At 45.2% G+C, this 12,228-nt stretch carries 13 protein-coding genes; 7 read left to right on the forward strand and 6 right to left on the reverse strand.

Translation table 11 applies throughout. The features are described 5' to 3' along the window. Positions 1 to 49 precede the first annotated feature (49 nt). The 4 genes from BC351_RS16255 to BC351_RS16270 all read left to right on the forward strand — a co-directional run bounded on the left by BC351_RS16255 (position 50) and on the right by BC351_RS16270 (position 2,415). On the forward strand, positions 50 to 760 hold the full coding sequence (locus tag BC351_RS16255) for a DUF4247 domain-containing protein (protein ID WP_079413793.1): 711 nt from the start codon (positions 50 to 52) through the stop codon (positions 758 to 760). 150 nt (positions 761 to 910) lie between these two features. Further along, the gene (locus BC351_RS16260; protein ID WP_079413794.1) at positions 911 to 1,732 is read left to right on the forward strand and encodes a YitT family protein; all 822 of its coding nucleotides are present in this window, start codon (positions 911 to 913) and stop codon (positions 1,730 to 1,732) included. A 130-nt stretch (positions 1,733 to 1,862) separates the two neighbouring features. Then, positions 1,863 to 2,057: a hypothetical protein gene (locus BC351_RS16265; protein ID WP_079413795.1), complete on the forward strand. Its 195-nt coding sequence runs from the start codon at positions 1,863 to 1,865 to the stop codon at positions 2,055 to 2,057. 121 nt (positions 2,058 to 2,178) lie between these two features. Continuing rightward, positions 2,179 to 2,415, forward strand: a complete 237-nt coding sequence (locus BC351_RS16270; RefSeq protein ID WP_079413796.1) for a Sec-independent protein translocase subunit TatA/TatB — start codon at positions 2,179 to 2,181, stop codon at positions 2,413 to 2,415. 40 nt (positions 2,416 to 2,455) lie between these two features. On the opposite strand, the gene BC351_RS16275 is transcribed toward BC351_RS16270, so the two are convergent. After that, positions 2,456 to 3,613 carry an MFS transporter gene (locus tag BC351_RS16275; protein ID WP_079413836.1) on the reverse strand — a complete coding sequence of 386 codons (1,158 nt, stop codon included), beginning with the start codon at positions 3,611 to 3,613 and terminating at the stop codon, positions 2,456 to 2,458. A gap of 106 nt (positions 3,614 to 3,719) precedes the next feature. Here BC351_RS16275 and BC351_RS16280 point away from each other — a divergent pair, with 106 nt between their 5' ends. Together BC351_RS16280 and BC351_RS16285 are read left to right on the forward strand one after the other, a co-directional pair. Further along, positions 3,720 to 4,895, forward strand: coding sequence for a putative glycoside hydrolase (locus BC351_RS16280; protein WP_079413797.1), 1,176 nt, complete (start codon positions 3,720 to 3,722; stop codon positions 4,893 to 4,895). A gap of 53 nt (positions 4,896 to 4,948) precedes the next feature. Beyond that, complete coding sequence (locus tag BC351_RS16285) at positions 4,949 to 6,016, forward strand: D-2-hydroxyacid dehydrogenase (RefSeq protein ID WP_244209029.1); 1,068 nt, start codon at positions 4,949 to 4,951, stop codon at positions 6,014 to 6,016. 53 nt (positions 6,017 to 6,069) lie between these two features. On the opposite strand, the gene serS is transcribed toward BC351_RS16285, so the two are convergent. From serS to BC351_RS16310, 5 genes are all read right to left on the reverse strand, one after another. Then, the gene (gene serS / locus BC351_RS16290) at positions 6,070 to 7,350 is read right to left on the reverse strand and encodes a serine--tRNA ligase (RefSeq protein WP_079413798.1); all 1,281 of its coding nucleotides are present in this window, start codon (positions 7,348 to 7,350) and stop codon (positions 6,070 to 6,072) included. A gap of 305 nt (positions 7,351 to 7,655) precedes the next feature. Further along, positions 7,656 to 8,624 carry a 6-phosphofructokinase gene (gene pfkA / locus BC351_RS16295; protein WP_079413799.1) on the reverse strand — a complete coding sequence of 323 codons (969 nt, stop codon included), beginning with the start codon at positions 8,622 to 8,624 and terminating at the stop codon, positions 7,656 to 7,658. Between the two features lie 35 nt (positions 8,625 to 8,659). Beyond that, complete coding sequence (locus tag BC351_RS16300; protein ID WP_079413838.1) at positions 8,660 to 9,685, reverse strand: tetraprenyl-beta-curcumene synthase family protein; 1,026 nt, start codon at positions 9,683 to 9,685, stop codon at positions 8,660 to 8,662. Positions 9,686 to 9,716: 31 nt separating this feature from the next. Then, the gene (locus BC351_RS16305) at positions 9,717 to 10,349 is read right to left on the reverse strand and encodes a hypothetical protein (RefSeq protein ID WP_079413800.1); all 633 of its coding nucleotides are present in this window, start codon (positions 10,347 to 10,349) and stop codon (positions 9,717 to 9,719) included. A gap of 30 nt (positions 10,350 to 10,379) precedes the next feature. After that, entirely contained in the window at positions 10,380 to 10,694 is a 315-nt protein-coding gene (locus BC351_RS16310; RefSeq protein ID WP_079413801.1) for a hypothetical protein, read from the reverse strand. 179 nt (positions 10,695 to 10,873) lie between these two features. On the opposite strand from BC351_RS16310, the gene BC351_RS16315 reads away from it, so the two are divergent. After that, the gene (locus BC351_RS16315; RefSeq protein ID WP_079413802.1) at positions 10,874 to 12,208 is read left to right on the forward strand and encodes a multi antimicrobial extrusion protein MatE; all 1,335 of its coding nucleotides are present in this window, start codon (positions 10,874 to 10,876) and stop codon (positions 12,206 to 12,208) included. Positions 12,209 to 12,228: the final 20 nt, after the last annotated feature.

The raw sequence follows: 12,228 nt of genomic DNA on the forward strand, positions 1-12,228 counted from the left end.
CAACCTATGTTATCATTAGTAAAGTTTGGAAAGGAGGGACTACTGCAAAGTGAAAAGATGGACTTCTTGGCTTTCCTTTTTATTGATCATCGCCCTCCTTACCGCGTGTGGCGCTGATGCCGGACGTTATGTCAAAGATCAATACCCCTTAGTCAGCGTGGATGGCAAGGGCAGTGATCTATCCAGGGTTTATTCCGTAGAGGGCAAAAGCGTCCCCGCGGTAGCAACCGAAATTGCAGCGAAAGAATCACCAAAAGAAAAAAGCAAGGAATCTGAGGATCAAATGTTCCTTGTTTACAATGACAAGGTCATTAACATTCAGAAAGATCCCAAAGACAGTTCAAACACCCTGGTTCAAATTGACAGTATTCAATATGCCAAAACACATTATGATTCCTCTTTCTTGCAAGGTTATTTGACCGCTACCCTGCTTCAATCCTTATTTGGCGGCAGTTGGTTCAACAATAGAGGAAGTTATGATTATAGAGGATATACCCGGACTCCAACCTATAATGCCGGATCGGGAAAAACAACCGCACCAACGACCGATACGTCCAAAGATAAAAAGCCTACAACATCGGATCGAACCGGAACCTTTAAGACAGGCACGGGTTCAAGTGCAGGATCACCTAACACAGGCAGCAGCTCAACAACACGGAAGAACGATGGCTCCACTACGAACAAGGTAACCACACCATCGAGCAGCAAAACCACCAAGCCAAGCACAAGCACGCGTTCAGGTTCCTTCAAAAGACGATAAATCCGCACATGAAGCTGTTGTCCATGAATTGGACACAGCTTTTTTTATTTCCATTTCTTTTAATTGAACACAGGTTAAATAATGATTGAAGTTTTGAAAGAATGAATTATACTTGCATTATGCTGCATACTATTTTAGAGGTGATTTTTTTTGAAAAAAGCGCTAGATGTTCTTGTCATTCTAGTTGGCGCACTGCTTGTCGCGGTTGGCTTCAACATGTTCCTCATCCCTCACCAACTGCTTAGCGGAGGAGTTTCTGGTTTCGCTATGATTATCGGTTATTTTACAAATTGGAACATTGGCTTCTTATATCTATCATTCAACCTGCCATTGATGATTTGGGGATTAGTTTCTATTGGCCGAAGATTTATTATGATCAGCGTCTCCTCCGTTATTTTGACGGTATGGTTGATGCAGATTCTGCCTACCAGCTATGTGGCGCAGGAACCGATTCTTGGCGCTGTGTTTGGTGGCGTTTTAATTGGAATTGGGAGCGGAATCACCTTAAGAATTGGCGGTTCAAGCGGAGGCTTCGATATTGTTGGTTTGATTTTAACGCGCAAATTCGATTTCCCTCTTGGCACGATCCTATCGTCTATGAACGGAATTGTCATTGTTGCCCTAGGTTATTTTAAACATAATTGGGATCTAGCTCTCTTTTCTATGCTGGCGATCTATATTAGTGGCAAAGTCGTTGATACGATACATATTCGCCACGTGAAAGTGACTGCTTTTATTGTTACCAAACAGAAGGATGAGTTGATTAACGAACTGCTGCTGCTCCCTCGCGGTGTGACGTTGGTGAAGACGGAAGGCGCATACACCAAGCAGCAGCATGATATGTTGATGACCGTCATTACCCGTTACGAGCTTGTTGAACTAAAGCGAATCATTAAGCGAGTTGATCCCAAAGCATTCGTGAATATCGTAGAAACGGTTGGGATTGTCGGCGAGTTTCGCAAGCTTAAATAAACATTCGTGCCATCCGCCTCTTTATTCCGCTGTGATTTGTGTTATAATGATTGTAATTTCATATAGTTCTGGTTGTTAACTTAAATGGTTCAGGCGTAGTTCTTATTCTAATCTTTTGATTGGAAGGGTGATGCTTGTGGAGACAGTCAAATTATCCAGGATTGTAATGAAATTAACACCCGAGTTGTATCCCTTCTTAACCAGCTGCGAGCTGGACTCCGAGATTGTCCTCCGATTTGGGATTGAGGCGCTCGAAGCAGAAGATGTCATGGAAATTATTCAATTCAGTATTTCGGAACATCATAAAGACGCCCTGTATCACTAACAGGGCGTCTTTCTTCATTTTTTTATGCAAAGTTATGTAGTTTGTAATAATTAGGGTATATGGGTTATGATAAGAGCATGCTATACTGGAACTAAAGATTAAACTACTGGAGGTGTCTAGCATGGGAGCATTATCACCTTGGCACATTATATTAATAGCAATTGTTGCCCTACTTTTGTTTGGGCCAAATAAATTGCCGGAGCTCGGCAGAGGATTCGGTAAAATGTTTCGCGAATTCAAAGATGCAACGAGCGGAAATGGCGGAAATTCTACAATTGAAGAGCAGCCTGCATCGGTTCGCAAAGAAGTTAATCCTTCGGAAGTAACGAATGCCGATTCAGGACAAGGCCACAAATAAAGTACATACACCCGGTGCCTCATGCATCCGGGTGTTTTTTTTATGTATTTTTACCTCTCATATAGGCTTGAGTACCAAGAAATAGAGATGCTGCTACTGCGGACATCAGAGTGGCAAATACATACATACTAGCGCCTCCCCACTCTTCACTCAACCATCCCCCTACCGAACCGCCAATGATCCCGGCAAGCCCCATAAACACCATCGCGAGAATCGATTGCCCTGTTGAACCGAATTGCTCTGGAAGCAGTCGAACTACATATTGGACTGCAACAATCCACAAGACAGCAAAAGTGAGCATATGCGTTACTTGCATAGCAATCAGCACCCATGGATCGGTTATAAAGATGTAAAAAATCCATCGAATCGTATATAAGGTTGAAGCGATGCCTAATAGGGTTAATTCATGATAACGATGCATATAGCGATTGATCAGGGCAAAAATCGGAATTTCACTGCATGCCGCGATTGCCCATGCCCAACTGACCATCGCATCCGAGGCGCCCAGTTTATTGAGATACAGACCTAATAATGCATCGTTCATCCGGTGCGGAATCGAAATGATGAGCATCATCAGCATGAACCATAGGAAGCTTTTGTTTTTGAAAATAATACTAATCGCACTTAACGTTATCCGCTGCCCGCTGCTTTTCTCATCTTTGATAAAGGCCAGCAGCACGAATGGGAAAATCCACAGTACCCAGTAGAAATAAGGAATATTGGCTACTCCTCCCAATCTCTCAAGCAGCAGACCCGAAATGAGCGCAACGCTCGAGAATCCGATGGACCCCCATAAGCGAACAGACCCATAGGATATTCCGCGCCCAGTCGTTGATTTCACAACCAGATTGTCTATCAACGGGACGGAAGGCAGCAAGAAGAAATAGAGCAGCAGGATAAATCCAAGCGTTAAGGCAAAACCATTCGTTAGAAACAGTCCAATGCTGCCTAATAAGGACAGAACCCACAGAATGAACACGATATTTTTCACGGAGTTGAAACGATCGCTCACATAGCCCCAGATAGGCTGGGCAAATATTGAAATGAAAGGTCCAATCATCATTAAGAGGCCGATGTCGGCGGCAGAATAGCCCTTATTTTGCAAATACAAGGGTAAATACGGCAATAAAATAGCACTAGAGGCATAGTAAAAAAAATTAACGCCGGATAAGGACACTATTTGTCTATCTCGTTTCAACAATAATCTACCTTCTTTCTACATTCATCTACAAATTCCCTCTGTGCGTAGTTTACACCTTGCTTTATAATAAAAGAAGTACAAGATAGGAGAGGACTTATACATCATGGAAATTTTACTAGCTTCACTCGCCCTTATTTGGGGCAATGTCACGGCCGCTAACCCTGATGCCAATTTTGAACAGCTAGTGCAAGCTTCCTTGAATGCCAAGAACGCTGTAGCTGTCGTACAGCCTACACCAGGGTCCAGTCCACTTGATCCGCTCAACAAACAGGATCCACAGAAGGATGCTCCCAAAGTCAAAGGCATTTACTCAACTGCTCACAGTGCCGGAGGAGCTCGTCTCAACACCCTAGTGAAACTGATGGATGACACCGAATTGAATTCAATGGTCATCGACGTCAAGGATGATTGGGGCTACATTACTTGGGAAACAGGCAATGCGGACTTGGATGCCATGGGAACTACACAGAAAATTATTGGCGATATGCCGGGTTTAATGAACACACTGAATGAGCATAAGATTTATCCGATTGCCCGTATCGTTGTATTCAAAGATACGATACTTGCCAAGAAGAAACCTGAGTGGTCCTTCGTCAACCCGGACGGCACGCTTTGGGGCAATGGCAAAAACCCGCCGGATAGCTTCGTTAATCCTTATAACAAGGAAGTTTGGGATTACAATATCGCTGTTGCGAAAGAAGCCATCAAAGCTGGGTTTAAAGAGATTCAATTCGACTATGTCCGATTCCCGGAAGGTTTCGAGAAAAGAGCTGACACACTTAAATATACCAAAGATGAGCGCTCTCGTATCGATGCCGTTGCATCCTTCGTCAAATATGCCAAAGAGCAAATCGAACCTCTAGGGGCTCGCGTTTCCGTTGATATTTTCGGATATGCTGCTTCGGTTCCCGCTGCTGAGGGGATTGGACAGGATTTTGAGAAAATTTCGCAAAATGTCGACGTCATCGCCCCAATGATTTATCCGAGTCATTACAGCACAGGCTGGTTCGGCTCCAAGGTGCCGGATGCTGCCCCTTTTGCTACAATCAACGGCGCATCCAAGGATACCAACAAGAAATTGGAAGCCATTGACAAAAAGGGCTGGAAGCCTATCGTTCGGCCATGGATTCAAGATTTCACGGCTTCCTGGATACCTGGTTACATTAAGTACGGCAAGCATGAAATTGAAGAGCAGATTCGGGCCTTGAAAGAAAATGGCATTGATGAATATCTGCTATGGAATGCCAATAATAACTATACACCTAATGTGAATTACTAAGCTATGCATACTAACACCCTGAGGGCAAAAAGCCTTCAGGGTGTTATGATTTTATGGACAAGTTTACATTCCTTTTCGTTTTGATTTATCATAGGGGCAAGCGTTATGTTAATGCAATTGCTTTGCGTAGAACGGTTACTATCAAACTTACAGGAGTTGAAGCTGAAATGAATATTGTTGCCATCACCGGTATGGATTTGACAGTCATGCAAGAACAAATGCCGCAAGACTTGAAGGAGCGCTGTCAGTTTCATTGGTTTCAATCCTCAAACGGCGCTGAAGAACACGTCGCTGAAGCGGACGTCATTATTACGGCGGGACGCATCAATCCAGATCTCATGAAACTGGCTTCCAAGCTGAAATGGATGCAAACCTTATCCGCAGGCGTCGATAAGCTTCCTCTTCAAGAATTGGCAGAACGGGATATTCCCCTGACGAATGCACGCGGGGTCCACACGATCCAGATGAGCGAGTTCACATTAAGCTTAATGCTCCAGTGGGTCCGCAAAGCGAACCTGCTTCATGAGCAAAAGCTAAATAAAATATGGAATCACGAGATCCAAGTTGGCGAATTGCATGGCAAAACACTGGGCATCATCGGCGCAGGTGCCATTGGCGAAGCTGTTGCTCGCAAGGCCAAAGCCTTCGACATGAAGGTCATCGGGCTTAATCGCTCGGGAGAACCTCAACCATCCTTTGATTCCACCGTCAGTGGCGAGGAAGGTCTGAACGCACTCCTCTCCCAAAGTGACTTCATCGTTCTTTTGCTGCCAAGCACCGCTAAAACACGCGGATTTATAACGAAAGAACATCTCGCCCTCATGAAACCCAGCGCCTTGCTAATCAATTTGGCCCGGGGGGATGTCATTGATGAAGCCGCCTTAATCACGGCACTTCAAGAAGGCAAGTTAGCCGGTGCAGCTCTTGATGTGTTTGAGCAGGAGCCCCTGCCCGCAGCTTCTCCATTATGGCAGTTGGACAATGTCATCCTCACCCCGCATATTGCCGGAGCTTCTGCTCACTATACCGAGCGTGTCTCTACGATCTTCTATCATAATTTGAGAGCATTTCTGGATGGCGGCGAGATGATTAATGTCGTGAATCTGAAAGAAGGCTACTAACTAGCAAAAACACCTTATCCCCAGCTGTATAATAACGGGGATAAGGTGTTTTCTCATTGCGCAGGAATCGCCGAAAGCCCTCTCATATAAGGTCTCAGCGCCTTGGGTATATAGATCGAGCCATCCGCTTGTTGATGATTCTCAAGCAGTGGAATCAGAATTCGCGGAGTAGCGACGGCTGTATTGTTAAGGGTATAGCAATAGCGCAATTCACCGTTCTGATCGCGGTAACGCAAGCCGCTGCGGCGCGCTTGAAAGTCCAATAAGCTCGACGACGAGTGCGTTTCTCCGTACGCTTGGCGGCTAGGCATCCAGGTTTCGATGTCAAACTGCTTATAATTTTTTGCTCCCATGTCTCCTGTGCATACGGCAACTACGCGATATGGCAGCTCTAGCAGTTCAAGAATATCTTCCGCATTTCGGGTAATTTGGTTTAACAGGAGCTCCGCTGCATCTGGGTCGCTTTCACATAAAATGACCTGCTCTACCTTGGCAAATTGATGAACACGGTATAAGCCTCGCACATCTCTTCCCGCCGAACCCGCTTCTTTGCGGAAGCAGTTCGATACCGCTGCTAGCCGAATAGGCCCCTGCGATAGTTCAACGATTTCGTTCGCATAATACGAAACCAAAGGACCTTCCGATGTGCCCACCAACCATTTATCATCCGGCAATTCATAGGTCTGATCTTTACCCGCTGGGAAAAAGGCCGCATTGATCAATGTCTCTTCCCTTACCATCAAGGGAACATCCATCACAGTAAATCCACGATCGGTAAGCAGATCAATCGCAAGCTGCTGAACAGCTCTGTGCAGGTGAAGACCAAACCCTTTGAGATAATAGTTCCGGCTTCCTGCAACCTTGACGCCCCGTGGAAAATCAAACAAATCGAGATCTTCACCGATCTGCATATGATCTCTTGCCTCAAACGCGAACTCGGTCGGCGCGCCAACAACTTTGAGAACGACATTCTCTTGATCCGTAGCGCCAATCGGCGTTTCCGGCGATGCCAAATTAGGGACTGTGAGCATAAGCCGCTTAAACTGTTCTTCTAGCTTCCCCAACTCTTCTTCATCCAGCAGCAATTGCTGGTTATGCCTCCGAACTTCTTCCTTCAACACTTCGGCTTCTTCCGACTTGTTCTGCGCAATCAACTGGGCAATCTGAGCCGAAATCCGATTGCGGTCTGTTCGCTGCTGATCCACTTGCTGCAGCAGCAGCCGTTTCTTATCATCTACTTGAAGCAGCTCATCCAGAGGACAATCCACCCTTTTGTTTAAGGCTGCTTCTTTCACTTCTTCCTGATGTTTGCGAATCCATTTGATATCCAACATATAGCCACCGCTTCCTTTTTCGAGTATGAGAAAAAGACAAAAAACGCCCTTGTCCGATTGGGACGAGGAGCGTTCTGCTCGCGGTGCCACCCAACTTGATGAAGACAAGATCATCTTCATCCGCTTGGTTCCGCGATAACGGGCGGTGCCGGTCTATTTAGAGAATGGCCAAGCAGTTCGGCCTTTCCGATCACAAACGTCTCCGAGTTGGATGCTCTTCACTGACATAATGTCGATTTATACGTTGTTCGTTATTATAGTCGAAGTTCAGTTCCCGGTCAATAGACGGATGTCTACGTTTCCGCTTATTGGGATAAGCGGCTTGCCAATTCGTACAGTTCCATGTTGAAGGCACGCTTCGTGTTGACAACTAGATCAATATCCGTTGCTACAAGCTCTCCTTTAATTACGCCGCATGCTTTGGAGGAGTCGCCTTCTATCAGTCTGCGCACAGCAAAATCACCAAGTCGGCTAGCTAAAATCCGGTCATTATGCGTTGGCGCTCCGCCACGTTGAATATGGCCAAGCACCGTTACACGCGGCTCAATACCAACAACCTCGTTAATTGTCTTCGCAATGCCATCGCCCGTACCTGCTCCTTCAGCAACCAGAATGATACTGTGACGTTTGCCGTGTGCGAAGTTATCTTTCATTCGGTTAGCCACTTCATGAAGATCAACTTCAACTTCTGGAACAATAATCGTTTCTGCGCCGCTGGCTAGTCCAGCATAAAGCGCAATTTCTCCGCAGTGACGTCCCATGACTTCTACGACAGATGAGCGTTCATGAGAAGTCATTGTATCACGCAGCTTATTGATCGCATCCACAACGATGCTTACTGCTGTGTCAAAACCGATCGTGAAATCCGTGAAAGGGATGTCATTGTCAATCGTGCCCGGCAGCCCCATCGTTTTGATTCCTAATTTGCTTAGCTTGTTTGCTCCTTGATAGGAACCGTCTCCACCGATAACGACCAACCCGTCAATTCCGCGATTACGCAAGTTCTGGGCAGCGATTTGCTGGCCTTCCGGCGTCAGAAACTCTTTGCAGCGCGCTGTTTGCAGGATAGTACCCCCACGTTGAATAATATCGCCTACGCTGCGCAAATCCATTTTGCGAATATCATCGTTAATTAAACCATGATATCCCCGCTGTACGGCATACACTTCAAGGCCATGGAATAATGCGCTTCTTACAACCGCGCGCACGGCCGCATTCATCCCTTGAGAGTCTCCTCCGCTTGTTAACACTGCTATTGACTTTACTGCTGACATTTCTTTTTCCTCCTTCAAATTCTTCTGCATGACATTCATGATGTTGTGCGGATAAACATGCTATTTAGCCAGAAAAATAACCTTGTTAATGGACTATTTTTCATAAGACGCTTCGATACATTCTTCACTTGCTGCTGTCCCTTCACCTTGGGATCAGATAAATACAGCGCAAGCAAACCTTCGATTATCATACGATGAAATCGCGGATGTTCCAAGAACAAAATTTTACTGCGAGCTTCCTGCACAATAAAAGCAATTCTTTCCACAGTTACATCCATGGATGAATAATACGTGCAAAAATTCAGATCTCCACCAACAATGTCTTCTTCCTGATCGATGAGATAATCAAGCAGAATGTGCAAGCCGCAAACATAAGGGAAATAAGCCTCTCGAATGGAATCAACCTGTTTCTCACTCAAATGAGGATCACAAGCTGCAAGAAACAGCATAAACATGCCTAACGTCGAACCCGTAGCAGCCGCAAACTCATTCCATGAAATTTGTCGATACTGATGCTGGTGTTGATCCCACCACTGGTGCAGCTCCTGCTCACGCTTGTCTTTGCGAATATGCTTGTACACTTGCAAATCGCAGTATAGCGCAACAAATTCTCGCACCTGATCAGCAACTTTACCATAGGTCGGCAGGGTTTCTATGCAGGATTGACACTTTTGGACCAAATCCTTTAAATAGTCCCCATCCTCTTTCTCTTGTCGGTAGGCATAGTAATCATTCAATGGCTTAGCAGGATCTACGGCATCCAGCATCGACTGATGGAGCTGCCGGAAATCCATGGGGTCCAGTGATGTGCTGCGATCACACAGATTATCCAAATAGTCGCTAATGGTTTGAAAAGCAACTATGAGTGGAATTAGAATGTGACGCATCGACAAGTTAGCTGCCGCATAGACAGCGCCACCCTGACAATGAAATTGTTTCGTCGCGATACTGGCCAGAGCTTGCGTACGCAGCTCCAAATCCGGAATATTCGTCGCTTTCGCTTTCCACATAGCAAGCTGCCCGCCGACATCGGGCAAGATGTAGCGATAAACCCTGAGCATCAAACGAAGTGGACCTTGGGGAACCATTGAGCTACTTTTGTCCAATTGCTTCAAGCAGACTTCCTCCACAACTTTGTTCGTAACAATACTGCAGCAGAAGCTGCATCTCATAGCGCTGAATATGCCGTAACCAGCCATCGACTATCGGATTCTGAACTAAGGACACCTGCAGCTCAACCACGTCAATGAAAACGCATGGATTCCATACAGGAGAAGTAATCAAAACCTCAAGCTTCTGACGAAGCGCATCATTGTCTAAATCCGCTAAATCTTTTACGTTTAAATACTCTCTCACACAACCAATTAAGCTTGAAAAAATAGGATGATGACCAACATCATTAAACCAATATTTGGCATTGCTATAATCACCCTCCATACGATGCATCAAAGCATGCCAATAGCTGCCTGTCGCATTCGTAATTTCCTGGGCAATATCATGCGATTTATCCAAACTCTCATTAAGCAGATAGAGACCGGCTTTGATGGCCATGCCATATGTTTCCTGCTCCGGATTGCCTAACGTAAGCGTGCTTGGTACCAGCGCTTCTATGTTCGCATCCATGGCTACATCCCATTCTTCAATCGGATATAAGGCGGGCAGATGCTCCAAGAGCGGCTTCGCAATAGCTTCCAGCCAAGTGGCTCCCTCATTACTGCTATGCATGCCAGTCACTCTCCCTTTCATTAACAACCATTAATGGTGGGTCTTCGATTCCAAGTCCTGATTCACACGGAACCAAAGGTGAAGATCATTTATGATAGAAGCCAAATCAGCGATTTCGGAATTCAAACGGCATGAAGTTGGAAAATCGTCTTCTCTGTCCAGCTGATTTTGTTTGTAAATAATCGAAGCTTCCAGCTTCATTATACGGTCAGGGATCGCACCGCGAATTTGTTCCCAGCGCAGCAAAATTTCAACACGCACCTCGGATGGGTAAGCTTCCCAATCGACATCCAGCACGGGAATCTCAATGCCTAATCTTTCAACATAGTGAAAATAATTACTCATTACTCTGTGTTACCTCCTTGCTGTACAAACCAGTTGGAACAATTTCAAGAAACATCCTACCTTTAAATGTATCACTTCAAACCCTTGGTTTCCAGTTAAAATTGTATGTCAACCTGATTTCATTTTCTGGTATACTAAAATAATGTTTTAGACGGGAACTTTAGTTAGGAGAGATTTAGATGATTGCTACGACACGCAAAGAAAACATCTCATGGAAACAGCTCATCTCCTTTTTTCTACCCCTCGGACTTTCAGCAACATTAGTTACCCTCTCACACGTTATTATTAATAGCACCTTGGCCCGGGCGGATAACTCCGAAATGGTCATTGCCAGCTACGCACTTCCCTTAAGTCTGCTGGGTCTTACAGAGAAACCGGTTGTCCTGCTTAGACAAGCTTGTTCCGCCCTCGTTAGAGACCGAATCTCTTTCCGAGCCATGGCGGCAGTCAGCTCTTATGTATTCGCGTGTATAATTCTTCTTGGTCTTATACTATGCTACACACCTGTCGGAGAATGGGTTTTTCTATATTTCTTTGGCGTTGAACGCGAAATGCTAGCTACTACGCTAAGCGTGTACCGAATCCTTATGTATGTGAGCATTTTCTCCGGATTACGCTGTTTATTTCATGGCATTATTATTTTTAATATGCGAACCAAATGGCTGACCATCGGGATGTGCGTACGCATACTTGTGATGTATTTATTATCGCTGTACTTTATTACAACGAACAACGTATCTAGTGGACGTGTAGGAGCTATTATTTTTCTGGTAGGTATGGTCATTGAAGCTCTTGTAGCGATATGGGAGGGAACCAGTCTGCTGCGCAAGGTGATTCCAGAGAAGGCGCCTGGTCATCCGATCGAGACCAAAAAACAAATTTTCAGCTTCTATAAGCCGCTCTTATATTCTTCCGTAATTGCCGTTGTCATCGGACCAGCCATTAATGCGATTTTAGGAAAAACGACGCACATCCATTTGGCGATTTCCGCTTTCGCCATTGCAGGGTCTTTGACCCAGTTAGTGCTGAGCTTCTTTTCTTACATACATCAAATTGTGCTGAACTTCTATCGCAAAGATGCGAACACTGTGTTTCGTTTCATTCTTTTGCTTAGCTTCATTCCAGGGACTCTCATCGCCATTCTGGCCTATACACCTCTTGGCCCTTGGTTTATGACCCATGTGATGGGCGTCAATGCCGAACTGAGGCAAGCTAGTCTTCATGCGATGCGTATTTTTATGATCATGACACTTGTATTTCCGTGGCTAGATTATATGAATGGCATTATTATGCTGCGTGGTCAAACAAAAATCATGGTTTTCTCACAATCAGCAAATGCTATCATTACGATAATAGCTCTCTTTATTTCCATTCTGCTCGTACCGGGCTGGAATGGCATGATTGGCGCTTTAGCTCAATCTGTAGGCACTTTGGCAGAGCTTATTGTTGTGATCTATGTACTCAAACGCACCGCTGAAAACAATCAGCCAAGTCTTTCTACAAAAAATTTGTAAGGAAATCGAGTGATGATCAC

Source organism: Paenibacillus ferrarius (assembly GCF_002027705.1).
Lineage (GTDB): Bacteria > Bacillota > Bacilli > Paenibacillales > NBRC-103111 > Paenibacillus_E > Paenibacillus_E ferrarius.

Coding starts and splice junctions, on each gene's coding strand:
- BC351_RS16315 (WP_079413802.1), top strand. CDS start 10,874: ATGATTGCTACGACACGCAAAGAAAACATCTCATGGAAACAGCTCATC.
- BC351_RS16310 (WP_079413801.1), bottom strand. CDS start 10,694: ATGAGTAATTATTTTCACTATGTTGAAAGATTAGGCATTGAGATTCCC.
- BC351_RS16270 (WP_079413796.1), top strand. CDS start 2,179: ATGGGAGCATTATCACCTTGGCACATTATATTAATAGCAATTGTTGCC.
- BC351_RS16305 (WP_079413800.1), bottom strand. CDS start 10,349: ATGCATAGCAGTAATGAGGGAGCCACTTGGCTGGAAGCTATTGCGAAG.
- BC351_RS16285 (WP_244209029.1), top strand. CDS start 4,949: ATGGACAAGTTTACATTCCTTTTCGTTTTGATTTATCATAGGGGCAAG.
- BC351_RS16280 (WP_079413797.1), top strand. CDS start 3,720: ATGGAAATTTTACTAGCTTCACTCGCCCTTATTTGGGGCAATGTCACG.
- serS (WP_079413798.1), bottom strand. CDS start 7,350: ATGTTGGATATCAAATGGATTCGCAAACATCAGGAAGAAGTGAAAGAA.
- BC351_RS16300 (WP_079413838.1), bottom strand. CDS start 9,685: ATGCTCAGGGTTTATCGCTACATCTTGCCCGATGTCGGCGGGCAGCTT.
- BC351_RS16265 (WP_079413795.1), top strand. CDS start 1,863: ATGCTTGTGGAGACAGTCAAATTATCCAGGATTGTAATGAAATTAACA.
- pfkA (WP_079413799.1), bottom strand. CDS start 8,624: ATGTCAGCAGTAAAGTCAATAGCAGTGTTAACAAGCGGAGGAGACTCT.